This window comes from Marinovum sedimenti (assembly GCF_054052205.1).
Genome location: NZ_CM133223.1, coordinates 1,303,198 through 1,329,439, shown reverse-complemented (window position 1 = coordinate 1,329,439; position 26,242 = coordinate 1,303,198). Strand labels below are relative to the sequence as shown.

The 26,242-nt window shown below is 61.9% G+C and carries 24 protein-coding genes; 9 read left to right on the top strand and 15 right to left on the bottom strand.

Annotation, left to right across the window (positions count from 1 at the left end):
* Nucleotides 1–126: 126 nt before the first annotated feature.
* Both ACW9UO_RS06380 and ACW9UO_RS06375 read left to right on the top strand, forming a co-directional pair.
* On the top strand, nucleotides 127–672 hold the full coding sequence (locus tag ACW9UO_RS06380; protein WP_457088131.1) for a heme NO-binding domain-containing protein: 546 nt from the start codon (nucleotides 127–129) through the stop codon (nucleotides 670–672).
* Between the two features lie 4 nt (nucleotides 673–676).
* On the top strand, nucleotides 677–2,047 hold the full coding sequence (locus ACW9UO_RS06375; RefSeq protein WP_457088130.1) for an ATP-binding protein: 1,371 nt from the start codon (nucleotides 677–679) through the stop codon (nucleotides 2,045–2,047).
* Nucleotides 2,048–2,051: 4 nt separating this feature from the next.
* Here the strand turns inward: ACW9UO_RS06375 and trpA are convergent, their stop codons facing one another.
* Complete coding sequence (trpA, locus tag ACW9UO_RS06370; RefSeq protein ID WP_457088129.1) at nucleotides 2,052–2,843, bottom strand: tryptophan synthase subunit alpha; 792 nt, start codon at nucleotides 2,841–2,843, stop codon at nucleotides 2,052–2,054.
* Nucleotides 2,844–3,056: 213 nt separating this feature from the next.
* Here trpA and ychF point away from each other — a divergent pair, with 213 nt between their 5' ends.
* A complete protein-coding gene (gene ychF, locus ACW9UO_RS06365) occupies nucleotides 3,057–4,154 on the top strand; it encodes a redox-regulated ATPase YchF (RefSeq protein WP_457088128.1) in 1,098 nt (365 codons plus the stop codon).
* A gap of 1 nt (nucleotide 4,155) precedes the next feature.
* Here the strand turns inward: ychF and ACW9UO_RS06360 are convergent, their stop codons facing one another.
* From ACW9UO_RS06360 to ACW9UO_RS06345, 4 genes are all read right to left on the bottom strand, one after another.
* Nucleotides 4,156–7,287, bottom strand: a complete 3,132-nt coding sequence (locus ACW9UO_RS06360) for an efflux RND transporter permease subunit (protein WP_457088127.1) — start codon at nucleotides 7,285–7,287, stop codon at nucleotides 4,156–4,158.
* Nucleotides 7,284–8,627: an efflux RND transporter periplasmic adaptor subunit gene (locus tag ACW9UO_RS06355; RefSeq protein ID WP_457088126.1), complete on the bottom strand. Its 1,344-nt coding sequence runs from the start codon at nucleotides 8,625–8,627 to the stop codon at nucleotides 7,284–7,286. The genes ACW9UO_RS06360 and ACW9UO_RS06355 overlap by 4 nt, the downstream gene beginning before the upstream one ends.
* 107 nt (nucleotides 8,628–8,734) lie before the next feature.
* Nucleotides 8,735–10,102, bottom strand: a complete 1,368-nt coding sequence (locus tag ACW9UO_RS06350) for an MATE family efflux transporter (protein ID WP_457088125.1) — start codon at nucleotides 10,100–10,102, stop codon at nucleotides 8,735–8,737.
* Nucleotides 10,103–10,230: 128 nt separating this feature from the next.
* Nucleotides 10,231–10,884 carry a GntR family transcriptional regulator gene (locus ACW9UO_RS06345; protein ID WP_457088124.1) on the bottom strand — a complete coding sequence of 218 codons (654 nt, stop codon included), beginning with the start codon at nucleotides 10,882–10,884 and terminating at the stop codon, nucleotides 10,231–10,233.
* A gap of 492 nt (nucleotides 10,885–11,376) precedes the next feature.
* On the opposite strand from ACW9UO_RS06345, the gene ACW9UO_RS06340 reads away from it, so the two are divergent.
* The 5 genes from ACW9UO_RS06340 to ACW9UO_RS06320 all read left to right on the top strand — a co-directional run bounded on the left by ACW9UO_RS06340 (nucleotide 11,377) and on the right by ACW9UO_RS06320 (nucleotide 16,914).
* Nucleotides 11,377–12,480 (top strand): ABC transporter ATP-binding protein, encoded by a 1,104-nt coding sequence (locus ACW9UO_RS06340; RefSeq protein WP_457085787.1) that lies wholly within the window; start codon nucleotides 11,377–11,379, stop codon nucleotides 12,478–12,480.
* Nucleotides 12,477–13,472 (top strand): ABC transporter permease, encoded by a 996-nt coding sequence (locus ACW9UO_RS06335; RefSeq protein ID WP_457085786.1) that lies wholly within the window; start codon nucleotides 12,477–12,479, stop codon nucleotides 13,470–13,472. Before ACW9UO_RS06340 ends, ACW9UO_RS06335 begins: the two co-directional genes overlap by 4 nt.
* 12 nt (nucleotides 13,473–13,484) lie before the next feature.
* Entirely contained in the window at nucleotides 13,485–14,366 is an 882-nt protein-coding gene (locus ACW9UO_RS06330) for a carbohydrate ABC transporter permease (RefSeq protein WP_457085785.1), read from the top strand.
* Nucleotides 14,367–14,505: 139 nt separating this feature from the next.
* Nucleotides 14,506–16,026, top strand: a complete 1,521-nt coding sequence (locus ACW9UO_RS06325) for a type 2 periplasmic-binding domain-containing protein (protein WP_457088123.1) — start codon at nucleotides 14,506–14,508, stop codon at nucleotides 16,024–16,026.
* A 144-nt stretch (nucleotides 16,027–16,170) separates the two neighbouring features.
* Nucleotides 16,171–16,914: an SDR family NAD(P)-dependent oxidoreductase gene (locus ACW9UO_RS06320; RefSeq protein WP_457088122.1), complete on the top strand. Its 744-nt coding sequence runs from the start codon at nucleotides 16,171–16,173 to the stop codon at nucleotides 16,912–16,914.
* Nucleotides 16,915–17,008: 94 nt separating this feature from the next.
* Here ACW9UO_RS06320 and ACW9UO_RS06315 read toward each other — a convergent pair whose 3' ends face one another.
* From ACW9UO_RS06315 to trmD, 10 genes are all read right to left on the bottom strand, one after another.
* Entirely contained in the window at nucleotides 17,009–17,623 is a 615-nt protein-coding gene (locus ACW9UO_RS06315) for a PqiC family protein (RefSeq protein WP_457088121.1), read from the bottom strand.
* Nucleotide 17,624: 1 nt separating this feature from the next.
* On the bottom strand, nucleotides 17,625–19,502 hold the full coding sequence (locus ACW9UO_RS06310; protein ID WP_457088120.1) for a PqiB family protein: 1,878 nt from the start codon (nucleotides 19,500–19,502) through the stop codon (nucleotides 17,625–17,627).
* Complete coding sequence (locus ACW9UO_RS06305; RefSeq protein ID WP_457088119.1) at nucleotides 19,499–20,104, bottom strand: paraquat-inducible protein A; 606 nt, start codon at nucleotides 20,102–20,104, stop codon at nucleotides 19,499–19,501. Before ACW9UO_RS06305 ends, ACW9UO_RS06310 begins: the two co-directional genes overlap by 4 nt.
* Nucleotides 20,101–20,727: a paraquat-inducible protein A gene (locus ACW9UO_RS06300; protein WP_457088118.1), complete on the bottom strand. Its 627-nt coding sequence runs from the start codon at nucleotides 20,725–20,727 to the stop codon at nucleotides 20,101–20,103. The genes ACW9UO_RS06305 and ACW9UO_RS06300 overlap by 4 nt, the downstream gene beginning before the upstream one ends.
* 170 nt (nucleotides 20,728–20,897) lie before the next feature.
* On the bottom strand, nucleotides 20,898–21,683 hold the full coding sequence (locus ACW9UO_RS06295) for a division plane positioning ATPase MipZ (RefSeq protein ID WP_457088117.1): 786 nt from the start codon (nucleotides 21,681–21,683) through the stop codon (nucleotides 20,898–20,900).
* Between the two features lie 215 nt (nucleotides 21,684–21,898).
* Nucleotides 21,899–23,104, bottom strand: coding sequence for a multidrug effflux MFS transporter (locus ACW9UO_RS06290; protein WP_457088116.1), 1,206 nt, complete (start codon nucleotides 23,102–23,104; stop codon nucleotides 21,899–21,901).
* 106 nt (nucleotides 23,105–23,210) lie between these two features.
* Entirely contained in the window at nucleotides 23,211–23,432 is a 222-nt protein-coding gene (gene rpmE, locus ACW9UO_RS06285; RefSeq protein ID WP_457088115.1) for a 50S ribosomal protein L31, read from the bottom strand.
* Between the two features lie 11 nt (nucleotides 23,433–23,443).
* The gene (gene rplS / locus ACW9UO_RS06280; RefSeq protein ID WP_457088114.1) at nucleotides 23,444–23,827 is read right to left on the bottom strand and encodes a 50S ribosomal protein L19; all 384 of its coding nucleotides are present in this window, start codon (nucleotides 23,825–23,827) and stop codon (nucleotides 23,444–23,446) included.
* 268 nt (nucleotides 23,828–24,095) lie between these two features.
* Nucleotides 24,096–24,407 (bottom strand): EthD family reductase, encoded by a 312-nt coding sequence (locus ACW9UO_RS06275; RefSeq protein ID WP_457088113.1) that lies wholly within the window; start codon nucleotides 24,405–24,407, stop codon nucleotides 24,096–24,098.
* 80 nt (nucleotides 24,408–24,487) lie between these two features.
* Nucleotides 24,488–25,279, bottom strand: a complete 792-nt coding sequence (trmD, locus tag ACW9UO_RS06270) for a tRNA (guanosine(37)-N1)-methyltransferase TrmD (RefSeq protein ID WP_457088112.1) — start codon at nucleotides 25,277–25,279, stop codon at nucleotides 24,488–24,490.
* Nucleotides 25,280–25,360: 81 nt separating this feature from the next.
* On the opposite strand from trmD, the gene ACW9UO_RS06265 reads away from it, so the two are divergent.
* On the top strand, nucleotides 25,361–26,239 hold the full coding sequence (locus ACW9UO_RS06265) for a phosphotransferase (protein WP_457088111.1): 879 nt from the start codon (nucleotides 25,361–25,363) through the stop codon (nucleotides 26,237–26,239).
* Nucleotides 26,240–26,242 lie beyond the last annotated feature (3 nt).

Genomic DNA, 26,242 nt, shown 5'->3' with positions numbered 1-26,242 from the left:
TTTTGTTGAAATTGGTAACTTTTCCTTACCGGTTTTGCGGTTTTGCTGCAAGCGCCACGGCCTGCGGTGTTTAAGCGCTGGTTTACCAATTTGCGCTAAACTGGGGCGCAGCTAAGGAGTTTGCGGATGAAGGGCATGGTGTTTACCGAGCTTTTGAGCATGGCTGAGAATGAAATTGGCGAGGCGGCTGTCGATGAGATCCTTGATGCGCTGCACCTTGAGGGCGACGGGGCGTATAGCGCGGTTGGCAATTACCCCTGTTCGGAATTGATGCGCATCGTGGCGGCGATCAGCGATCGCACCGACATCCCCGTACCGGCGCTTCAGCGCCAGTTTGGCCGCTGGGTGCATGGCCGTTTCGTCAAGACTTATCCGAATTTTTTCAAGGACAAGCGCAATGCTTTGGTGATGCTCGATGCGATTGAGAATGAGGTTCATGTCGAGGTGCGCAAACTCTATCCCGACGCCGAATTGCCGACCTTTGACACCGAGTGGAGAAACCCGCGCTCTCTGGTGATGACCTATCGGTCCGACCGCCCGCTGGTGCCGTTTTGCCATGGCATGATCGAAGCCTGCGTTGCCCACTTTGGCGACCCGGCCGAGATTGAGGTGCAAGACATTGCCGGGGCGGCGGGCAAGGCGGCGCATTTTCATGTCAGGTTGACGGGGTAGGGCGATGGACGGCGACGCACCTCGGATAGCGGAGGGCCCGGTTTCGCGGCGGCGGTATCGGCGCGAACGCCGCGCGCGGGCCGAGGCCGAGGCCCTGCTTGATCAGAAAAGCCGCGACTTGTTTGATGCCAATTGCGCCCTGAAACGCCAGGCCGCCACGCTCGAGGATCAGGTGCGCGCCCGCACCGCCGCGTTGGCCGATGCCATGTCCGAGGCCGAGCGGGCCAATGCCGCGAAAACGGCGTTTCTGGCGATGATCAGCCACGAAATCCGAACGCCGCTGAACGGCGTCTTGGGCATGGCCGAGGCGCTGTGTGACACGGACTTGGCGCTTGATCAGAAAGACATGATCGAGGTGATGGCGGCCTCGGGTCAGGCCTTGCTGGCCATCGTCAACGATGTGCTTGACCTGTCCAAGATCGAGGCCGAGCTGATGGACATCGAAGACATCAGTTTCGACCTGCACGCCTTGCTTGACGGGGTGGGAAAGCTCTACGCCATCAAGGCCGAGGAACAGGGGCTGAGTTTCGAGCAAAGCTTTGATTTTCCGCCAAATTGCCGGGTTCGGTCTGATCCCACAAGGATGCGGCAGGTGGTGGCGAATCTCGTGTCCAACGCGGTCAAGTTCACCACGCGCGGCGGTGTTGGTCTGACCGCAAAGATGGAGGCGCAAGGCCCCGACGGCCAAGCCTGTCTTGTGGTCAAGGTGACCGATACCGGGCCGGGCATCCCCGAGGACAAGCGCGCGCGGCTGTTCAAGCCGTTTTCCCAGGCCGATGCCACCGTCACGCGCCGCTATGGCGGCACCGGGTTGGGGCTGTGGATCGCGCGGCGGATTTGCGCGCTGATGGACGGCGATTTGACCTATGTGATGGCCCCGCGCGGCGGCGCGATTTTCACCGCCACTTTCGGGGTCACGGCCACCAGCGCTGCGGGGGTGTCCGAACGGGACGCACCGCTTGATGCCGAGGCGGTGCTGCGGGCGCGCAGTTGGCAGATCCTCGCCGCCGAGGACAACAAGACCAACCGCCTCGTGCTGCACCACCTGCTGAAACGCTATCCGATTGTGCTGACGATGGTGGAAAACGGGGCCGAGGCGGTGACGGCCTATCGCAGCGGGGCCTATGACCTCGTTCTGATGGACGTCAACATGCCGGTGATGGGCGGATTAGAGGCGACTTCGGTGATTCGCGCCTATGAACAGGCCGAGGGTATGCCGCATTGCCCGGTTATCGCATTAACGGCCAATGCGATGACCCATCAAGTTGAGGAGTATTTGCGACGCGGAATCGATGCCCATGTCGCCAAGCCGGTGAAGCGCGATGTGTTGGCGCAGCGCATGGCCGATCTGCTGGTCAGCGGTGCCTCCCGTTAGCGCCTCAGGCGCGGTGCGCGCCCTCGGCCAAAGTCGCCACAAAAGCCAGAACATCGGCGGTGCTTTCGCCGTCGCCGATTTTCTTGACGATGGCCGAGCCGACAACACAGCCATCGGCAACCGCGGCCACGTCCTGGGCTTTTTGCGGCGAATTCACGCCAAATCCAACGATAACAGGCAGATCGCTGGCGGCTTTGATCCGCGCGACCTCTGGCCCAACGTCGCCCGCCTGTGCTTCGGCGGCCCCGGTGATCCCGGTGATCGAAACGTAATAGACAAAGCCCGACGTGTTGGTCAGCACCTTTGGCAGGCGCTTGTCATCGGTTGTCGGGGTCGCGAGACGGATGAAATTCAGCCCGGCTTTCTGGGCCGGGATACACAGCTCTTCGTCCTCTTCGGGCGGCAAGTCGACTACGATCAACCCATCAATCCCGGCCGCTTTGGCCTGTTCGAGAAAGGTATCGACGCCGCGCGAATAGATCGGATTGTAATAGCCCATCAGGACAATCGGCGTGGTGTCATCGTCTTCGCGAAACCGCCGCGCGAGTTCGAGCGTCCGGTCCAGCGTCATGCCGCCGTCCAACGCGCGCTGACCGGCAAGCTGGATCGTCGGGCCGTCGGCCATCGGATCGGTGAAGGGCAGGCCCAGCTCGATGATGTCGACACCGGCCCCCGGCAGCCCCTTGACCAACTCAAGCGAGCGGTCGAAATTCGGGTCGCCGGCCATCACATAGGTGACGAATGCCTTGCGGTTCCGGGCTTTCAGCGCTGCGAATTTGGCGTCGATGCGGGTCATGGGCCTGTCCTTCGAAATCCTCCGTAGCCGTGTGCCGAATTTACGCGCTCTTGGCAATGGCTCAGTGGCGCGCGCACGCCATAGGCCCCGTCTTTGCCGGGAAACGTGGCATCGCATTGCGGCACGACCCGCGCGACAACCAGCGGCGCGCGCACTTGCGCTTGCGCCTGCGGACAAATAGAAGCGCCCGGTACATTGATAGGAGCGGCTCCCATGGGCTTCAAGATGGGGATTGTCGGGCTGCCCAACGTGGGCAAATCGACACTATTCAACGCGCTGACGCGCACGGCGGCGGCACAGGCCGCAAACTTTCCCTTCTGCACCATCGAACCCAATGTGGGCGACGTGGCGGTGCCGGATGCGCGGCTAGACAAACTGGCGGCGATTGCAAAGTCGAAACAGATCATTCCGGCGCGGATGACCTTTGTTGACATCGCGGGCCTGGTCAAAGGCGCCTCCAAGGGCGAAGGTCTGGGCAACCAGTTCCTGGCCAACATCCGTGAGGTTGACGCCATCGCGCATGTGCTGCGCTGTTTTGAAGACGGCGATGTGACCCATGTCGAAGGCCGCGTTGACCCGGTGGCCGATGCCGAGGTGATCGAAACCGAGCTGATGCTTGCCGATCTCGAAAGCATCGAAAAGCGCCGCGCCGGTCTGGTGCGCAAGCTGAAAGGCGGCGACAAAGACGCGGCTCAGCAGGATCGGCTGCTTGGAGCAGCGCAAGCCGTGCTCGAAGAGGGCAAGCCTGCGCGCACTGTGGATGTGGACGAAGAGGATCTCCGGGCGTGGAAATTGCTCCAGCTTCTGACCTCGAAAAAGATCCTTTACGTTTGCAATGTTGACGAAGGCAGCGCGTCTGAGGGCAACGAACATTCCGCCAAAGTGGCTGAGATGGCCGCCGCTGAGGGCGCCGGTCATGTGATCATTTCCGCCCAGATCGAGGAAGAAATCAGCCAGCTTGACGCTGAAGAAGCCGGCATGTTCCTCACCGAGATGGGGCTCGACGAGGCCGGCCTCGACCGGTTGATCCGCGCCGGCTACGACCTTTTGCACCTTGAGACCTATTTCACCGTTGGTCCCAAGGAAGCCCGCGCCTGGACGATCCGCGAAGGCACCTCGGGGCCCAAAGCCGCCGGGGTGATCCACGGCGACTTTGAAAAGGGCTTTATCCGGGCCGAAACCATTGCCTATGACGATTATATCGCCTGCAATGGTGAACAGGGGGCCAAAGAGGCGGGCAAGATGCGCGCCGAGGGCAAATCCTATATCGTGCAGGACGGCGACGTCATGCACTTCCTGTTCAACAATTGACTTAGCCGGAGGCTTCCACTGCGAAGCCTCCGTTGCCCTCAGTGGCGCTGTCCTGTTCGCGCGCCAGCCGTTTGGCCGCCATGCCCGGCGCGGCCCCCCAGACCGTGATCCAGCGATAAAACACCGGCGTCAGGAACAGGGTAAACACGGTGGCAAAGCCCAAGCCGCCGACGATGACCCAGCCCACTGCAATGCGCGCCTCGGCTCCGGCACCGGAGGTCAGGATCAGCGGCAGCCCGCCAAACACCGTCGAGACCATCGTCATCATCACCGGCCGAATCCGCAGGCGCATCGCGTCGCGGATGGCGCTGTCGATGTCCTGTCCGGCTTCGCGCAGCTGGTTGGCAAATTCGACAATCAGGATGCCGTTTTTGGCCATCACCCCGATCAGCATCACCAGCCCGATCTGGCTGTAATAGTTCAGCGACCCGCCGCTGAGCGAAATTGCCAACAACGCGGCAGCAAGGCCAAAGGGCACCGTCAGCATGATCACCACAGCGCTCGCGATGCTTTCGAACTGCGCCGCAAGCACGAGGAACACCACAAGGAACGCCACGCCGAACACCATATACATCGCCGCTTGCCCGTCATCGAGGCTAGCCGCTTCGCCGGTAAAGATCAGCCCCATGCCATCGGGCAGCACCTCGGGGGCCAGCTCTGACAGCCGGTCCATCGCGGTGCCAAGGTCGACGCCGGGGCCAAGGTTGGCCTGCGCCGACACCGCCAGCGCGCCGCCTTGGCGCACCAGGGTCGATTGGCTCACCACCGGTTCCAGCGAGGCCGCCGCCGAGAGCGGCACATAGCCGCCGCCGGGCAAGCGAAGCTGGATATTGTCGAGGTCGGAGGGGTCGTTGATCGGCGGGCCGCCGGGCACGAGGTTCACGTCCGTCTCGGTGTTGTCGGCAAAGACCGTCACCGCCATGCGCCCCTGGATCATTGCGCCAACCGTCTGGGTGATTTCGGCCTCGGTGAGGCCAAAGACGCTGGCCATGTCGGGATCAACCCGCACCTCGTATTGCGCCTGCACGCTGTCGTTGGACAGTTGCGGGCTCACGAATGTCTCGTCTTGCGCCATCGCGGCGACCAGCGCGGCGGTCGCTTCGGTCATCGCGTCGATGTCCTTGCCGGTGACTGCAAATTGCAGCCCACGTCCTGCACCGCGAATGTTAAGGCTGTTGGTCGAACGCGCGCTGGCCTGCACGCCCGGCACCCGTGCCAGCTTTGTGCCGATCTCGGCCACGATGTCGGATTGCGACCGGTCGCGCTCGGCCCAGTCGGGCAGGCGCACGATGATAAATGCGCTGGTGCCGCCGCCGACGCCGATGATGCTTTGCACCGCTGCGACTTCGCCGGTCTCGCGGTAGGGGGCGAGGATCTCTTCGATCATCTCAACTTGCGTGTCGAGATAGTCGACGGTGGTGTCCGACGCCCCGCGCGCCTGCACCAGAAAGAAGCCGCGGTCTTCGGTCGGGGTGATCGAGGATGACAGCGTGCCCGCCGCACCCGCCGCGACGATAGCAAAACCGCCCGCCACCGCCAACACGATGAGCGGCATGCGGATCGCGCGGTCCATCACCGTGTCGAACAGGCGCATGGCAACGCCGGGTTTCGCCGGGGCCGATGCGTCGGGGCTAGGGGCCTGTGATTTGCCGGGATCTAGGAAGGCCGCGAGCACCGGGGCCAGCGTCAGCGCAGTGATCGACGACAGGGTGACGGCGAAGGCGAGCACAAAGCCGAACTCGGAGAACACGCCGCCGGCCTGTCCGGGCAGGAAAGAAATCGGGATAAACACCGCCGCCAGCGTCGCCGTGGTCGAGATCACGGCAAAGAACACCTCATGCGTGCCTGCGGCGGCGGCGGCAAAGGCCCCCATGCCCTGTTTGCGTTTGCGCACGATGTTTTCGATCACCACAATGGCGTCATCGACCACCATGCCGGTCGCCAGAACCAGCGCCAACAGGCTGATGGTATTGACAGAAAAGCCGGTGATCCAGATCGCGGCCAGCGTGCCAACCAGCGCCACCGGGATGGTCACGGCGGGGATGATCGTGGCGCGGGGCGAGCGCAAAAAGGCAAAGATCACCGCGATCACGATCACCGTCGCCATGCCGATGGATTTCACCACCTCGTTGATCGAGCCTTCGATAAAGGTGCCGTCGTCCGAGGTCACCACAAGCTGCACGCCCTCGGGCAACGCCGTCTTAAGTTCCGCCACCGCGACGGCGACATCCTGCGAGATCGACAGGGTGTTGCCGACCGATTGGCGGGTGATGTCGAGGCCGATGGCGGTCTGCCCGTTGACCCGCGAGAGCACCGATCCGTCTTCGGGCATCAGCCGTACAAAGGCCACGTCCGACACGCGGGTGTTGGCGTCAATCGGCACTTGGCCGACGGTTTCGACGGTTGCATCGGCGTTGCCGACGCGCAGGGCGAGGGTCTGGCTGTTGGTCTCAAGCTGGCCCAAAGGTGTGTCATCGCGCAGGGCGGAGAGCGCCGTCGAGACGTCAAAGATCGTCATGCCCCGGCTGGCGAGTGCCGGCATGTCGAGCGTCACACGAAACTCGTTCGAGCGGTCGCCACGCACGGTGACCTCGGCGATGCCATCAATCACCGACAGCCGGTCATAGACCGCGCCTTCGGCCAGAGCGGTCAGCTCGTCGAGGGTGGCATCGCCCAAAAGCGCGAGGCGGATGATGGCGTCGGCATTGCTGTCGCTTTTTGACACGGCGGGATCGTCGTCGATGTCATCGGGCAATTGCCGCAGGGTCGACGACACGATCTCGCGCGCCTCATTGGCGGCGACATCGACGTCGGTGCCTTCGGAGAGGTCGATGGTGATGCGGCTCGAGCCGGTCGAGGAGGTGGATTCCATATACGACAGCCCGTCGAGCGCGCTCAGCGCATCCTCGAGCACCTGTGTGACCTCACGGTCTACCGTGGCGGGCACCGCGCCGGCATAGCTGGTGCGGACCGACAGAACCGGGCGGTCCACGTCGGGCATTTCGCGCACGTCGACAGAGGCCAAGGCGGCCAAACCTGCGATCAGGATCAACAGGTTAAGCACGATGGCAAGGATCGGGCGGGCGACGAAAAGGTCGGTCAGCCCGGAGCGTTTTGCGATTTGCGTGCTCATGACGGTTCCTGCGCGGGTTGGCCTTGGGTCAGTTCTGCCGAGGGCTGCACGCGGCCTGTGCCTTCGGGGCGCTCGGTGCCTTCGGGACGGGCCCCCCCTTCGGGACGGGCACCCCCTTCGGGACGGGCACCCCGTTCCGGACGCTCGGAGCCTGTCGGCCGATCAGCGCCTTCGCCACGTCCGGCACCCTCTGGTCTGTCGCCCCCTTCGGTCCGCGCACCGGCGCTGGCAATCTGCGCCCCATCGCGCAATTTCTGCGCGCCTTCGGTCACAACCAGCGTGCCCTCCGCAATCTTGGCGTCGAGCCAAACGGTATCGTCCTGCCGATAGAGGATCGTGACCGGCACCGCTTTGGCCTTGCCGCCCTCATCAATCCAGACGCTCGACCCGCTGCGCGACCATGTGATTGCGGTCGAGGGCAGGGCGGCCATCGGCGCGCTTTCCTCAGTCAGACGCACACCAAAGGTCATGCCGGGCCATAGCAGCCCCTCAGAATTGTCGATCCGCGCCTTGACGGTCACGCTGCGGGTGACGTCGTCAATCCGGCTGTCAAACGAGGTGACGGTGGCAGTAAAGATCCGGCCGGTCAGCGTCGTCGTCATGGCGCTGACCTCTTTGCCGGGTGCCAGCATGCCAATCGCGCGTTCGGGGAGTTCGAACTCCACCACCAGCGTCTCGGCCTGATCGATGGTGGCGATTTCGGCGTTGGCGCTTAGCGCATCCCCGACACCAATCTCTGACAGACCGAGCCGCCCCGAGATCGGCGCGCGCACGGTCTTTTTCTCCAACGCCAGTTCCGCAAGGCCGACGGCGGCCTCGGCCAGACGCTGCGCCATGCGGGCCTCGGACAGGCTGACGTCGGTGACGGTCGAGCTGCCATTGGCGTGCAGACGTTCATAGCGCGCGGTGGTTTCCTTTGCCTGCTCAAGCTCGGCAGTGGCAATCTCGAGGTTCAACGCCTCGGCCCGCGCATCAAAGCGCAGCAGGACATCGCCCTCGGCCACATCGCGATTGGCATCAAGATGGGTCTCGGTCACGGTGCCCGCGCTTTCCGACACCACGGTGACGCTGCGCAGGGCGCGCGCGGTGCCGATAGCGGTCAACACACTGTCATAAGGGCGCAATTCAAGCGCGGTGGTGACAACGCTTGTCGCGCCGGCACGTCCGCCGCGCCCGCCACCCCCCGGCCCACGCGCGCCCCCCGCATTGCCCGCGGTGGTGGCCGCAGGCTGACCGGTCTCGCCTGTCAACTCTGTCAGCCAAGGCGGGGTGCCGAAGGTCATAAAATAGGCGGCGGCCAGAATGCCGGCCGCAAAAACCACGGTGATGAGATTGCGCATGGTGGAGGGGTCCCTGTCCGCTCGTACCATCGTTTTACGCAGGGCTATCTGAGTTCCGTCGCGAAAAAATCGCAATGTCAGAAATAAACCTTTCCTCAGCGCGCGCGTCAGGGTTCGAGCTCGCCGTCCTTCCATTTGCCCTTGCGCATCCGCAGGTGAAACGGCGCGAATTTCAGGAACTCTTCGGCCACGAGCAGCGCCATGATCCAGATCACCGAAACCTCGAAATACAGCACCAGAAGCGCCGTGGCGGGCACCTTAAACAGCCACTGCGACCAGATGAAAACATGCATGACGTAAACCGTGTCGCCGCCCGCGCGCAGGGTGTTGCCACAGATCGCGTTCGAGCCTTTGGGGAACGGCAGGATCAACAAAAGCGGCAGGAATGACATCAGCGTCGCGCGGGTTTCGGCGTGCAGCTCGGCATAGATCCACGGCGAGGCGAGGATCACCCCGAGGTAGACAATCGCCACCACAGCCGAGGCCACAAACGAGGCCCGCCACGCCCCCGACAGGAAGGTGTCCAGCCGTTCGGGCGTTTCCTTGCGGCCCAGCAATTGCGCCACGATGATGCCGGTGGCCTGCGCCCAGGTGATGCCAAACGTGCCAGCCAATTGCACCCACGGCATGATGATCGTCATCGCGGCGAACTGGTTGACCGCCAGATTGGCATAGAGCAACCCGCATAGATGGGTGGCGATGGTGGCGCTGGCAAAGGTCACGGCGATGGGCAGGGCAAAGACGAAGTGCCGGCGCAGCGAGGCGACGAAGGTGCCATTGCGCCAACCCGGCACGCGCAGCAGGTCGCGGCGGGTGACCAACAGCCGCCACAACAGGAATCCGGCTTGCAGGAATGAGGCCAGCGCGCTGCCCATCGCGGCCCCCACAACCCCCATTTCGGGCGCACCAAACAGCCCGTGGATGAGGATGACGCTGACCACGATATTGATCGGCACGGCGAAAAGATAGCTGAGCAGCGGCATGCGGGTTTCGCCACAGCCGTTGAAAAAGCTGGTAAGGCATTGGCCGACGCTTTCGGCGACAATCACCAGCGCAAACACCGCCAGATAGGCCCGCGCCTGATCGGCGATCCAGTCGGTATGCGCCAGCGTGTCAATGATCGGCCCGGCGGCAAAGCCAAGCGCGACAAGCCCGATGCCGACGACCACAACGTTCAGCGTCAGCCCGGTCAGCAGCGCGGATTTCAGGAACACCGCCTCGCCAGAGCCAAAGGCCTGCGCGATGCGGATTTGGGTCGCGGTGGAAAACGCTATGATGATGCCCAGCAACAGCCCGGCAATCGACGCCGACAGGCCCAGCACCGCCACCGCCGGTTCGCCCAAGGACGAGACAAGCCAAGCGTCGATCACCACAATGCCATGCAGCATCACCGCCTTGATCGTCATCGGCCAGGCAAGATTGAACACAGCGCGGGTGGTTGCGGAAGGGGCGGCGGATAGGGGAGCGTCGGTCATTACATACAGTCGTGCCACAGCGGGTTACAAAAAGCGCGAGCCGTCGCAATGGCACCGGGTGGCGACCGGTCCATGAGGCGTCTTGTCTGGCGCATAAGGGTCGTACGGGCCGCGCGCAGCGGCCAGCATCAGTCGCTTGCGGGTTCGAAATAACTCGCGTTGGTGGCCGAAATCGCCTCAATCGTGGCGTCAAGCCGGTGCAGGTGCAGCATGCCAATCTCGACCGCGCGCGGCGCATCGCCATCTTTGATCGCCGCCACAATATTCTCGTGATCGTCCAGAAGCTGGGGCATCCGGTCTTCCTTGGCCAGACCCAAAGTGCACAGCCGGTCGACCTTGGCCTTTTCGATCGAGATGACCTCGAAGGCATAATCGACGCCGGCAATTTCACACAGCGTTCGGTGGAATTCGTAGTCAAGCTCGCCGAATTGCGCGACATCACCGGCGCTGATCGCGGCGCGCTGCCGCTCAAGGCAGGCCTCAATCTCGGCCTCTGCGGCGGCATCAAACCGGTCCACCACGCGCCGCAGCACTTCCGCCTCGACAGCGGCCCGCACAAAGCGCGATTTCTCGATCTCGCGCAGCGAAAACCGCTTGACCTCGGTGGCGCGCTGGGGCCGGATCAACAACAGGTCCAGACTGGCCAGACGCGAAAAAGCATCGCGCACCGGTTGGCGTGACACACCGAATTGCGAGGCAATCTCGGCCTCGGAAATCTTGTCGCCAGGCAGCAGTCGCAAAGACGCAATCTCGCCATGCAAATGGTCGAAGATTTCGTCCACAGTTGTTCTGCGATCACGGGCCGGGCTTGGTTGCATCACTCAATTGTCCTTCAGCATGGCGACTAGTTAGCCGCGGTTCATCCGAAACGCCAGCCACGCAGTGCAAAGCGCGCCCGAGACCAACCCGAAAGGAGGGACTTGCGTCTTTCTTGGCCCTTCGGACCACTGCCGCGTTCGAAAATAAGGAAATTTCGTTTCTATCTGGTTTCCAATCCCTCCCATTCGGCTGTTTTGGCGAAGCCGTTTTTGCGGCCGAAGTCATCTCTGATGTCGGGTCTCTCACAGTCCTGGCCGCCGTGTGGTGGCAAGGATGCGAGGCCGTGAGTTTATCAATACTACTAGTATTCCAGATATTTTACTAGTATACCAGTTTTAATTCAACGGCGAATCGTCGTGTTGTGGCCGGGGTCCGATGCGCGCGGGATTGGGGCCGGAACGGGCACAGGCCACAGGTGATTGTCTGGCGCTTGGATTTTATCAAAGGGAGAGGTTATGTCTGGAGTTCGTTTGGAAGGCATCGTCAAGGCTTACGGGGCGGTGCAGGTTGTGCATGGCATCGATCTTGAGGTGCAGGAGCAGGAATTTGTCGTGCTCGTGGGCCCGTCGGGCTGTGGCAAATCCACGACGCTGCGGATGATTGCCGGGCTTGAGGAAATCAGCGATGGCGATCTGACCATCGATGGCCGCCACGTCAACCGGGTTGCTCCCAAAGACCGCGATGTCGCGATGGTGTTCCAGAACTACGCGCTTTATCCGCACCTTAACGTCGCCGACAACATCGCCTTTGGCCTTAAGATCCGCAAGGAAAGCAAGGAACATATCGCCGCCTCCGTCGAGGAAGTCAGCGGCATCCTGGGCCTTACTCCTTACCTTGAACGCCGCCCCGCCGACCTCTCGGGCGGGCAGCGCCAGCGGGTTGCCATGGGCCGGGCCATCGTGCGCCGCCCCAAGGTTTTCCTGTTTGACGAGCCGCTGTCGAACCTTGATGCCAAGCTGCGCACCCAGATGCGGGCCGAGATCAAACGCCTGCACAAACGCCTTGGCGTGACCTCGATTTACGTCACCCACGACCAGGTCGAAGCGATGACGCTGGCCGACCGGATTGTGGTGATGCACGACGGCCGGATCGAACAAATCGGCTCGCCGATGGAGCTGTTCCTCAACCCCGCCAACACCTTTGTCGCTGGCTTCCTTGGTTCGCCGCCGATGAACATGGTCAAGGCGACGATTGCCGCCGGTGATCTGGGTCCAGTGGCCGAATTCAACGGCGAGCGCATCCAGTTGCAACAGATGCCCGCGCTGGCCAATGCGGTCGGCACCGAGGTGATCCTGGGCATCCGCCCCGAGTTTGTCAAAGTGGCGGCGGCGGGCGATCCCGGCCATGTCGCGCTTGAGGTTGATCTGGTGGAAACGCTCGGCTCCGAGGCGCTTATTCACGCCAGCCTGCAGGGCGAACCTTTCGTGATCCGCACCAACACCGTCGGCCAGATGAACGTGCTCGACGGCGTGTCCGGCTTCACCATTCCGCCGCATCTGATCAAAGTCTTTGACGCCAAGAGCGGCGAGGCATTGCCCGGTCAGGTGCTGGAACAATGAGCAACGAAACGGACCCCACCGTCGGGCAGACGGAAGAGCTTGTGATCGAGGCGCGCGAGGCGCAGCGTCATCGCAGACCCAGCAATATCGTGCGGGTGGGCGACCACCTGAAGCGGGAATGGCAGCTGTATGTCATGCTGATCCCGACGATTCTGTGGCTTTTGGTGTTCCTGTACAAGCCGATGTACGGCCTGCAGATCGCCTTCAAAGACTATTCGATCTTCCGCGGCGTGGCGAACAGCCCCTGGATCGGGCTTGAGCATTTCCAGACGCTGTTTGGCAATGACCAGTTCCTGCGCGCGCTTAAAAACACAGTGATCATAAGCTTTTACGGCCTGATCTTCGGCTTTCCGATGCCGATCATCATCGCGCTTATGTTCAACGAGATCCTGAAAGATTGGTTCAAGAAGACGGCGCAGACCATCGTCTATCTGCCGCACTTCGTGTCCTCGGTGATCATCGCCGGGATTGTGATCACAGCCTTCAGCCCCTCGGCGGGCATCGTCAACACGGTGCTGGGCTGGTTCGGGGTCGACTCGATCTACTTCCTGACCAAACCAGAGTGGTTCCGCCCGATTTTCGTCGGCACCGGCATCTGGCAAGAGGCGGGCTTCCAGTCGATTGTGTACCTTGCGGCCATCGCCGGCGTCTCGCCGACGCTGTATGAATCGGCTGTGGTTGACGGTGCAAGCCGCTGGCAGATGATGTGGAAGATCACCATCCCGTCGATCCTTCCGACCATCATCATCATGCTGATCATCCGGATCGGGAACATGCTTGAAGTCAGCTTCGAGATGATCATCCTGCTCTATCAGCCGGCCACGTATCAGACCGCCGACGTCGTCAACACCTACATCTATCGCCAGGGTATCCAGGGCGGGCAATACGATCTTGCCGCAGCTGCGGGCCTGTTCAACGCGGTGGTGGCCTTTGTGCTGGTGATGACGGCGAACACGATCTCGAAGCGCTATTCGCGCACGTCGCTTTGGTAGGAGACTGACCCCATGACCAACATGAATCTCTATTCCCGCGGCGACAAGCTTTTCGTCATCATCAACATGGTGCTGATCGGGCTGTTCACCATTTCGACGCTCTATCCGTTCATCTACATCGCATCGTTGTCGATGAGCACGGGCTTCGAGGCACGGGCCGGTAATGTGATCCTGACCCCGGTTGGCTTCACGCTTGAGGCGTACAAACAGGTGCTCTCTGAGCCGCTGTTCTGGACCTCGTATCTTAACACCTTCATCTATACCATCGGCGGCACCTTGATGAGCCTTGTGTTCATCATTCCAGGGGCTTACGCCCTGTCGCGCCCCCAGCTTTACGGGCGGCGCTTCTGGAACCTGATGGTGGCGTTTACCATGTGGTTCAACGCCGGCCTGATCCCGTTTTTCCTGAACATGCGCGATCTCGGCCTGCTCGACAGCTACATCGGCATTATCATCGGCTTTGCGGTCAACGGCTTTAACATCATCCTTCTGCGCAACTTCTTCGAGGGCATTCCGCAGTCCTTTGAAGAGGCCGCACGGATGGACGGCGCCAATGAATTCCAGGTGCTGTGGAAGGTGTACATGCCGCTGTCGAAACCGGCGATTGCCACGGTGGCGCTGTTCTGCATCGTGTCGCGCTGGAACGGCTTCTTCTGGGCGATGGTGTTGTTGCAAGACGAAGAAAAGATCCCGCTGCAGGTCTATTTGCGCAAGGTGATTGCCGAACTGTCCGACGACGAAGAGTTCGCCACATCGCTCCTGAGCGCCGCCTACAGCTTTGAAACCGTGAGCGCAGCGATCATCGTCTGCTCCATCATCCCGATCCTGTGCATCTATCCCTTCCTGCAGAAATACTTCTCCAAAGGGATCCTGCTGGGCGGGGTGAAAGAATAGCCACCGAAATTCGCGGCGGGTGGCTTCGCAGAAAGCTGCCGCCGCGCATGCCGCCGCAGGGCCCGAACCGGGGCCCTCGGCACCAAAGACTTCGCAACAACTGGGAGGAACCATGCGAACCTTTAAGTTATCACTTGCCATGCTGGCGACCACAGCGATCACGGCCCCGGCCTTTGCCGAAGGCCATCTGCCGATTGTCGACGAGCCGCTGGATCTCACGATCCACATGCATTGGGATCGGTCGCAGGGCTATGACGAAAACTATGCCGTCGAGCAAAAGGCCCGCGAACTGACCAACATCCACCTCAACGACGCCACCGCGGGCAAAAACAGCACCGATCCGATGGAAGCGATGAACCTGCTGTTGGCGCAGGGCGATCTGCCCGACATCGTGGGCAGCCAGTTGATCTTGCAACCGGTCAACCAATACGGGCCCGAAGGCGCCTTTGTGCCGCTTAACGATCTGGTCGAGGAACACGCGCCCAACATCAAGAAGTTCTGGGAGGAACACCCCGGTCTGGTCGAGGCGATCTCGGCCTATGACGGCAATTATTACTACATTCCGTATTTGCCCGACGGCAAATATGGCCGGGCGTGGTTTGTGCGTCAGGACTGGCTTGATGCGCTTGGCCTCGAACAGCCCGACACGGTGGACGAGCTGTATGACACGCTGGTGGCCTTCCGCGACCAAGACCCCAACGGCAACGGCCAAAAGGACGAAGTGCCGTTCTTTGTGCGCGACTGGGAAGAGGCGATCCGGCTGGTCACGCTTTGGGACGGGCGCTCCTCGGGGTCGGACACGCCGCATGACTTCATGGTCAGCGACGCCGGCAAGGTGGTGCACCCCTACGCGCAAGACAATTATCGCGACGGCCTGGCGAACCTCGCCAAATGGTACGACGAGGGCCTGATCGACACGGAAATGTTCACCCGCGGATCCTCGTCGCGCGACTTCCTGCTGGGCGAAAACCTGGGCGGCATGACGCACGACTGGTTTGCCTCGACCTCGGGCTATAACGCGGCGCTGGCGGACAAGGTTGAGGGCTTCAACTTTATCCCGTTCCTGCCGCCGAAATCGGTCAGCGGCGTGCGGATGGAAGAGCACCGCCGCATCCCGATCAAACCCGACGGATGGGCGATCAGCTTTTCCAACAAGCATCCGATCGAGACCATCAAGTATTTCGATTTCTGGTTCTCCGAGCAGGGCAGCCTGTTGGCGAACTTCGGGGTCGAGGGCGAGACTTGGGACATGGTCGATGGCGAGCCGGTGTTTAAGGATGAGGTGCTCAACAGCGACCAGGCGGTCAACGCCCAGCTTTGGGCCGTTGGTGCGCAGATCAAGAAGGGCTATCCGCAGGATTACCGCTATGAATGGCAGTGGACCGCCGATGCCGCGCGCAAGGGGATCGAGCTCTACGACAGCGAAGATCTGTTGGTAGATCAGTTCCTTGGGGTCGCGTTCAACGAGGAAGAGCAGTCGGTCTATGACAAGTTCTGGCCGTCGATCAAGACCTACATGCTCGAGCGTCAACAGGCCTGGGTTCTAGGCACCGGCGACATCACTGAGGAGTGGGACGATTACATCGCGACGCTCAACAAGATGGGGCTGGAAAAGGTGCTTGAGGTGATGAACTCGGCTTACGAACGCCAGTATAGCTAAGGCGGAAACGCTCTGATTAGCGTTAAATGTGGCCGGTTTTCCCGGCCACATTTTTTGCGATTAAGGGCGCCGCTTTGGCGCCGTCGCACACATGATTTGACGCCGGGGGAAGCCCTGGCAGACCCATAACTGGAAGGGAAATCCATGAAGTTCAAAGGCAAAACCGCAATCGTCACCGGCGGGGGCAGGGACATCGGGCGCGCCTGCGCCGTTACGCTTGCACGCGGCGGGGCCAATGTGGTGATCAACTACTTCGCGTCGAGCACCGGTGCCGAGGAGACCGTGAAAGAGATCACCGATGCGGGCGGCAAGGCCTTTGCGCTTCAGGGCGATCTCAGCACGCAATCTGGCGTCGATACGCTGGTGGAAAAGACGGTCGAAGCCTTTGGCAGCGTTGATATTCTGGTCAACAACGCCGGCGGTCTGATTGCCCGCAAGACGATTGCCGAAATGTCGCTTGAGCATTGGAATGCGGTGATGGATCTTAACCTGACCAGCACGTTCCTGATGATCAAGGCGTGCCTGCCGCATATGGACAACGGGGCCATCGTGAACCTTGCCAGCCAGGCGGGCCGGGACGGCGGCGGCGGCGGGGCAGTGGCTTATGCCACGTCAAAAGGCGCGGTGATGACGCTGACGCGCGGGCTGTCAAAGGAACTGGGGCCGAAGGTGCGGGTCAACGCGCTGTGCCCCGGCATGATCGACACCGATTTCCACAACATCCACACCAAGGATGAGGCCCGCCGCGCGCTTGAGGCCGCAGCGCCGGTCAAACGTCAGGGTACTTCTGAGGATGTCGCCAATCTGGTGGCGTTTCTGGCCAGTGACGAGTCCGGTTTCATGACCGGCGCTTGCGTCGATATCAACGGCGGTATGCTGTTCAGCTGACGCGCCACTGGTGCAAACGAGAAAGGGCGTGTGACCGGGGATATCCGATCACACGCCCTTTTTCCGTTTGTTAAGCGCGTCTTAGGCGCTGTGCCTAGCGCGCAAGATCGCGGGCGATCTGTTCGGACAGGGCGGTCAGCGCGGTGGTTTGCGCAATGGCAATCGACGCAGAGGTCACCGCGCTCATCGGCACCACGATATCAAACAGCTTGGCCTTGTCGCTCAACGGTGCGCGCAGGATTTTCGGCGGCAAATCGGGGTCATCATAGGTGATCGGATCGGGGATTTCCGAGCCGATGAAATACTGCCCGGTCATGTGAAACGTGTTCTGATTGGTGGCGATAAAAGTCTCGATCCGGATATCGACGACGCCTTGCGGCGTTTCAAGCAGGGGCCAGGGTTCGGGCGCGACCTTGGCGGTTGTCATGGCGTTAAGGTTGCGGCTGATGCTCAGCGTGGTGCTGCGCTCCGGCTCGTCCGCCCACAGGCCAAAGTCGCTCGCTGTGACCTCGCCGGTTTCGGACTGCACGGCGATTTTCTGATCGGCGGCATAGATCGGCAGCGACACCCGGCGCACCATCACGGTGCCCACGGCGGCCCGCACCCGAAGCTCAGACGGGCGGGTTTCGACAAGGTACTGCGGATCGCCCGCGCTACAGGCGGTCAGAACCAGCAGGGCAAGGGGCGCGAGGAGTTTTCCAGGGGTCATGTCATCGGCCTATAATAAGAGAATTGGGATTGCGCTGGATGGTGCGTGCAAGCGCGCGCATCGCATCCGCCGCTTCGCTGACATCGCGCAGGGTAGACACCGCGCCGGTGATCAGCCGCGAATTGTCGCCGTAGGATTCGAGCACCTTTTCGGTGCGCGTTGCCAGCGCGTTTAGCCGCGCCGCCAGCTTTGGCAGCTCGTTCGCGGCGGATTCAACCGCGTCGGCAGCGTTGGCCGCCGAGGCAAAGACGTTGTTGACGTTCTCGGTCGCGCCGCTCTCGCGCAGGCCTTCCCCGATCAGGCGGAATTCCTCAAGCGTGGCCTTGGTCTGGTCGAGGGTCGCGACCAGTTCGGGCGCAAGCGCACGCACCTCTGCCAGTGTGGCGCTGATGTCGGGCGCGATGCCGCGCACCTCGGCCAGCGTGGCATCGATGCCGGGTGCAAGTCCGCTGACTTCGGCCAGCGCACTGTTGATGCCCGGTGCAATCGACAGGGTATCTTCGTTGGTGATCAGCGCGTTGGCGGAATTGACCAAGTTCTGGACCGAGGCCAAAAGCTCTTCGACCGGCAGGTTGTTGATCCGTTTGAACACGCCCTCAGCCGTGGCGTTAAGATCGGTCACATCGGCCTCGATGGTCGGCAGTTGCGGCAGTTTGTCGGTCTCATAGATCACTTCGGCCGGCACGGCATCGGGGATCTCGACAAGGTCAACCACAAGCTCGCTCGACAGCAGGCTGGCGGTCGACAATCGCACCCGCAGCCCCTCAAGCACATAGGTATCAAGCAGATCCAGAGCCTCGACGCTGCCGTCTTCTTCGCTCAATCCCAGACGCCCCGGCACAATGGCCAGCGTGGTCTGCATCCGCACCGCCTTGCGGCCATCAACATCAACAGCAACCATCGACACGCCGTCAACTTCGCCCACCGGAACGCCGCCAAACCGGACAGTCGCGCCCTCGGAAAGGCCGCCCACCGCGCCAGAGAATATCGCGTTGACCCGCAGCCGTTCGCCCGTGGTGTCGGTGAACAGGCTGCTGCGCGCGGTTTCTTCGTCCGCGTAGAGCGGGAAGGTGTGGCCCGGCTCAATCGGGTCGCCACCGGCCACCAGCGTATCAAAGCTGATCCCGCCCTGCACAAGCGAAGCAAGCGACGAGAAGTCGAGCGAAACCCCGGCAGAGCCGAGCGACAGCGAGATGCCGGAGATGTCCCAGAACCGGGTGTCATCGGTGATGATCCGGTCATAAGGCGCGTTGATCAGGCCACGAATGATAACGGTATCGCCATTTTCGGACAGTTCCGGTGCCTCGACCGCCCCGACCGGAATGCCTTTGTAGAGGATGGGCGCACCGGCGCTGATCGAATTGCCGTCGCGCGCGCTTAACATGATCGCGGTGCCTTCGCCGCTGGCGTCACCCAGGGGCGCACGGGCCAGACCCGCAAAACGGCTGGTTTCCGCGCCAATTTCGGAATCCCACCGGCCTTCGATGTAAACCCCCGAAAGCACGGTGTTCAGTCCGCTGATGCCTTGGGCCGAAACCTCGGGGCGCACGACCCAGAATTCCGCATCGGCATCCAGAAACGGCGCAAGATCGCGATCCACCCGCACCGCCACAACCACTTCGGACAAATCATTGGTAAAGCTCACATCTTCGACCATGCCAACCGAAACATCGCGGTACTTCAGCTCGGTCTTGTCGGCGGCCACGCCCGAGGCGCTGTCGAACACGATTTCGACCAGAACGCCCCGCGCGGCATAGCTGTTCCAAGCGATGCCGAGCGAGATGCCCAGCGCCACCAAAGGCACCAGCCAGACAGCCGAAAACCGCGAGCCTCCGCGTGCAGGGCGCACGATTGGGTCGGCCGGTGTGTGGTCAGTCATTGGGTCTCCTCGTCGGCGTCCCAGATCAGCTTTGGATCAAAGCTCTGGGCGGACAGCATGGTAAAGGCGACAGACAGCAGAAAGCTGACCGCCGCAATGCCGGGGTTGATGGTAGCGACCTGACCCAGTTGAACAAGGGCCGACAGGATCGCCACCACGAATACGTCAATCATCGACCAGCGGCCGATGAATTCCACCACCTCGTACAGCCGGTGCCGTTGGTGCATACGCGCCCCGCGCGCGGGGCCAAGGCTTGCCGCGAGGTAGCCGATGGCAATGAACTTGCCAATGGGGATGACGATGCTGGCGATAAAGACAATCGCGGCGACGGCATAAGAGCCATGATGCACAAGCTCGATCGCGCCGCCGACAATGGTGCTTTCGCTTTTGTCGAGCAGGGTCGAGGTGCGCAGCATCGGGTACAGATTGGCGGGGATATAGACGATGACACCGGCCATCAGCCAGGCCCAGACCAATTGCAGCGATCTGCGCCCGCCGGGGTGAAGCGTGCTGCCGCAACGCACACAGGAGTTGGCCTCGGGCGCGTTGACCCGCCCGCAGCGGGCACAGCCCAGCAGCCCGGCTTGGCGTGCAGAAATCATGCGGCCTTTGCCTCGAGGGTTTTCCAGATCGTATACCGGCACATCGAGGTGTCCTGAAACGCGGTGATAATCACCAAGGCCGACAGCGCCCAAAACGCGGGCCCAAGGCTCAGCGTGGCAAGCCCGCCCACCTTGACCAGCGCCACCGCGACCCCGACAACAAAGATCTCGGCCATCGACCAGGGGCGCAATTGTTCGGCCAGCCGAAACGCCGTTGTGGCGTGGGGATAGGGCACATTGCCATGCAGCAGTGGCCACAGCGTATAGATCACCGCCAAAAGCCGCGCCGCCGGGATCAGCACGATCAGCAGCGCCACGATAAAGGCCAAAGGCACCATCAGCCCGGTAGAGAACACCTGGATTGCGTCAAGGATCGAAGTCTTGTTTTGCAGCCCGCCAGCAGCAAGGTCGATAAACGGAAAGAAGATCGCCCCAACCATCAGGATCGAAGAGGTCATCGCCAGCGCCAAGACACGCACAAACGCATTGGTGCGCGGGGAGGCCAGAACATGGCCACAGCGGCAACAAGAGGCGGTGTTGTTTTCGTCGACATCCGGCTCGGTGTGCAGGGTGTCACAGGTCGGACAGGCAAAAAGCACCTGGCCCGATAAGGTTTCGGGCATAACAACATTGCCACCCATAAACTGTTGCCCCACACCTTGCCGAAACCGCCGAGTCGCACGTGCGGCTCGTATCACTCTATCGGACCAAAGGATAATATAGTGCTGACTGTGCACTGTCCACATTGCGCCGGCCGCAATGCCGTCGCGTGAGGGCCGCAAGCGGGGCTGGGCTAGAAATTCACCGTCACACCGGGCAGGTTCAGCGCCTTGATCAGATCGCGCAGCTCCTGACGTGCCGCGATATTCGACATGTTAAGCTGGCGCACCCCGGCATCGCGCAGATCCAAAAGCGTAAGCCCACGCGGGAACAATTCGCGAAACACCACCCGCTCGGAAAAGCCGGGAGCCACGCGAAAGCCGATCCGTTTGGACAGCTTTTGCACCGCCTGTTCCATCTTCTGCTTGTTGACCATCTGCTGCGCGCCGACCCGGTTGCGCAGCACCACCCAGTCAATCGGGCGCGCACCCGCGGCGGCACGGTCTTGGCGCGCCTTCCAAACCATCTCGGAATAGACCGACGGCCCGGTGATCTTGTCGCCCTCGGTGTCGATATGGGCCAGCAGATCGAAATCGACAAAGCTGTCGTTCAGCGGTGTCACCAGCGTATCCGCCAGCGAATGCGCGATCTGGCTCAGCTCGGTGTGCGAGCCGGGGCAATCGATCAAAATGAACTCGCACTGTGGCTCAAGCGCCGCCAATGCGACGTCGATTTTGGCCCGGTCGTCGCCCTCACTCGGGTCAACATCGTGATACAGTGGCGTCGGCAGGTCCAGCCCGGCCTCGGCCATATGGCTGCGCCGATTGTGCATATAGCGGCCAAAGGTCTTCTGCCGCAAGTCAAGATCGACAACGCCCACGCGATGCCCGATCCGCGCCAAAGCGGTGGCCACATGCATTGACACGGTGGATTTCCCCGCGCCGCCCTTTTCATTGCCGACGACGATCTTATGCGCCATGGGATTGCCTCTCTGCCCAGACACTGACTGCTCTTGAGGCCCGCTTATTCTCACCAAGCCCCGCAACAAACAAGAGCCCGCGGCCCCCCGCACTCCAGATTCTTGTGAAGTGCCACCCCCTGCTTCTTCTGTTCAAAAATATCGTGGGGGTCCGGGGGCAAAGCCCCCGAATACTTAGACGGCGTCCAATGTCAACAGGCAGAGCCCTTGATCCCTCAGTCCTGCACCCGCTCGCGCGTCACAACGACTGTCGCAACCGCCAGCACCGCACAGATCAGGATCGCAAAGACCAACCGCGCCGGCGAGCCGTCAAAGAACAGCCCCGTCAGCCCAATCATCATCCCGCCCACGACCATCTGCAACGTGCCGCCATAAGACGAGGCCAGCCCGGCAATCGGCCCGTGCTCTTCCAGCGCCAACACCATCGAGGTCGGCACCACCAGCCCAAGGCAAGCGTTGGCCAGCGCAAGTCCCCCGATCAGCACCAGCATCGGCACGGGCGCCAGCAGGGCATACGCCGCCAGGATCGACACGCAGACGGCAAAGCCCACCGTCGCCAGCACCACAACCCGCCCCGCACCGTAGCGCGCGCCCAAAGATGCGGCCAGTTGCGACGCCGAGAAGAAGCCCAGCGCATTGACGGCAAACGCCAGACTGAACCCCTGCGGGCTCAGCCCATAGGCTCCGGTAAACACAAACGGCGCCATCGCGATATAGACGAAAAAGCTCGCCATGCCGAAGCCCCCCACCAGCGTCAGGCCCATAAAGCCCTTGTCGCGCGAAAGCTGCCGCATCCCGCGCAGCATATTTGCACCGTTCATCGGCTGCCGCGTCGCGGGGTCCAGCGTCTCGGGCAGGGCGCGCGCGGTCAGCACCAGCGCGACCGCACCGGCCACGGCCAAGACGCCAAAGATCAACCGCCAGCCGCCAATCCCCATCAGCACGCTGCCCGCCAGAGGGGCCAGCATGGGCGAGATCGAAATCACCAGCATCAACAGCGCCATCAGCCGCGTCGCGGCCTCGCCCGTGTGACGGTCGCGGATAATCGCACGCGGCACCACCATGAGCACGGCCGCGCCCACCGCCTGAAACACCCGCGCGGCGATCAGCACACCAATTGAGGGGGCGAAGGCGCAGGCCAGTGTGCCGAGCAAAAACACCACCAGCCCCACGTACATCGGCGGCTTGCGCCCGGCGGCATCCGACCACGGACCATAGGCCATCTGGGCCAGCCCGAAGGCAATGAAATAGGCGGTCAGCGTGGTCTGGGTGGCGGCGATGGTGGTGCCAAGATCCCGAGTCATATCGGGCATCGCAGGCAGGAACATATCAATCGCAAAGGGGCCGGGAATGACCAGCGCACCAAGGATCAGCGCCTCGCGCCAAAGGGAGGGGGAACGGGTTTGGGAAATATCAGACATAAAGTCCTCGCAATCTTAATAAAACAGGGCGAGGCCAAAACGAAAATGGCCGCCCCGCGGATGAAACCGGGGGCAGCCACATAATCGCGTGGTGTGCTTTGGGTTCTTAGAACCCAAGCCCCTCGTATTTTTTCTTGAACTTCGAAACGCGGCCGCCTTGGTCAAGAAGACGGGTCGAGCCGCCGTTCCATGCCGGGTGTGCCGAGGGATCGATATCCAGCGTCATCGTGTCGCCTTCTTTGCCCCAGGTGGAGCGCATCTGGACAACAGTGCCATCGGTCATTTTGACGTCGATGTTGTGGTAATCGGGATGTGTTTCTTTTTTCATCGGTCCGATCCTTACGCTTCTGCGCCCGATTTGGGCTTATAGTTTGCGACTTCAGCGATACGGGCAGATTTGCCGCGACGCGAACGCAGGTAATACAGCTTGGCGCGGCGGACACGGCCACGGCGCACAACGGTGATGGTGTCGATGTTGGTCGAATGCAGCGGGAACACACGCTCCACACCTTCGCCAAACGAAATCTTGCGAACGGTGAACGAACCGGCAATGCCTTCGCCATGCTTGCGGCTGATGCAGACGCCTTCATAGTTCTGGACCCGCGTGCGGGTGCCTTCGGTCACTTTATAGCCAACGCGAATGGTGTCGCCGGCTTTGAAATCGGGAAGATCTTTCCCGAGCGAAGCGATTTGTTCCGCCTCGAGTTGCGCGATCAGGTTCATCTGATCCACTCCTATTATGCTCGCGGTTTTTTCCGCGAAGTTGGTCGGCCTCAGAGCTCTCGGTCTTCTCTCGGGTCCGCAGTGTGCGCCCGCCAGAGTTCAGGTCGGCTTTGCTGTCTTGTTTTCCGAACCTTGGCTCGAGTGGTCCATGCAAACCCCGTCAGAAGCAGACGGGAATCAGCAAAAGGCCAGCGCGGCGCGGAATGCGCGGGATAAACCAGAGTATGCCCTTTGTTTCAAGCAAAAAGGGCCGATCGGCAGGTTATGGTCAGGAAATGACTTCGCCTACCATCATCTGGGGTTCGGTATTGGTGAAATTGGCAATATCCGCCACCACCGGCTTTGACACCGCCAGCGCCGCGTCCAGCGCATCTTTATCGGCAAAAGTCATTGTCGCAACAGCATAATTCTGCGGCGGAGCCCCCGGCGCGCCACCACCAAGCCCCTTTGTCACAAGCACCTGATCAATGTGCTTGCCCATATGTTCGCTGACCATCGGCATGTGGGTGCCAAGGTAGTACTCCATGTCGAAATGAGTGTTATCCCGGATTGGGTAAATAACCTGTAAAGAAAGTGCCATGAGATCCCCCTCCTGCATGCTTTAATGCGTCGACTTTACCATATTTTCCGCGAAATCACAGTAGAGGCAGAGCGCGCGGATCAGTCCTCGCGGTCTTTCCAGGCTTCCCAAAGATCGGGCCGCCGGGCGCGGGTGATCGCTTCGGATTGCGCCTGACGCCATTCGGCAATCTTGCCATGATGCCCCGACAGCAGCACCTCCGGGATCTGCCGCCCCAACCATTCCGCGGGTTTGGTGAACTGAGGATGCTCTAGCAAGCCGTTGGAAAAGCTCTCTTCTTCGGCGCTGGCCTCATTGCCCAGCACGCCGGGCAACAACCGCACCGTTGCGTCGATCATCGCCTGCGCCGCAAGCTCGCCGCCGGTCATGACGAAATCGCCAAGGCTGACCTCGTTGATGCCGTAGTGGTCGATCACCCGCTGGTCCAAACCCTCGAACCGGCCACAGATGAAAATCGCGCCGGGGGTGGTCGACAGGCTTTTCGCCATCTTCTGATCAAACCGCCGGCCCCGAGGCGACAGATAGATCAGCGGGCCGGGGCCCTTGCGCAGCGTGTGTTCAATCGCGCGGCCCATGATATCAGGACGCAGCACCATGCCCGCGCCGCCGCCCGCCGGGGTGTCATCGACGTTGCGGTGCTTGCCCTCGCCAAAATCGCGCAAATTGATCGTATCAAGCTGCCACAGCCGGTCTTTAAGCGCGCGCCCGGTGAGCGAGCCGCCCAATACGCCGGGAAACATCTCGGGGAACAGCGTGATGACGCTGGCCCGCCAGACACCATGCAGATCGGGCGTGTCGCTCACCAGCGGTTGCGGTTTGAGCGTGGGGCGGATGGCTTTGCGGCCATGGGATTTGTTGGGTGGCTGTGTCATGTGCGCTCCTTAGCCGCTGAAAATGCGGCTGCAAAGGGGGGAGATGTTGCAAGCCTCGGGAAATGGCGCGTCAATGCGCGAATGAAGCTGGATGATCTGCCCCATGCGGCCTGGGCCGTGCTGCGCCCCGGCGTGCCGCCTGTCGATGCCGAGGCGTTGGGCCGCGATGTCTGGCGCGTGGGGGCAGAAGTGCTCAAGCTGTTTCCCGGCGCTGATCTCGCCCGGTTTCGCCGTGTGGTGCGGGCGCATCGCCAAGCGGGCCGGATTTTTCAGGATCGGCCCGGGTTGGCCGCCCAGCGGCTGTTGGGGTTTGATGAACCGTCGCGTGCCGTTCTGTTGGACTATGTGCCGGGGCAGTCGGGGCGCGCGGCCCTGTTGGCGGGTGAGGCCCCCGAGCGCATCTTGGGCCAGTCGGCGCAATGGCTCGCCTGTCTGCACGCGGCGCGGGGCACGGCGCGCGGTCGGTTCGATCCTTGGGGGCCGTTGGAGCGGTTGCCGCAGGTTCCGGTGTGTGCCGAGCCGGAGCGGTATCTTGCGGCGCTGGCGTCTTTGCGGCGCGTGGCCGAGCAATTGCAGGGCAGGGGGTGTCTGCGCGCGGTGTTGCACGGCGACATGACGCTGGCCAATCTGGTGTTTCACGACGGCACGGTGAGTGGCATCGACTTTGAGAACCTGAAACAGCATCCGGCGGCGCGGGACATTGGCGAACTCTGGGCGGATGCGCTTCTGACGTTGGCGCCAACCTCGGCCGAGGTTGGTTTGATGCCGCCTGCGTGGGAGGCTGCGTTTGCAAGCGCTTATCCGGGGTCGGACGTTGATATCACACGCTTTTACACCCGGCATCGGCTGCTTAGGGTCTGGGCGGGGATCTCGGCGCACCCGCATGACAGAGGGCCAAGCCGCGATCGGCAGCTTGGCGCACTTCGGGCGTTGATCGCGCGGGATGGATTTGCGATCTAGGGC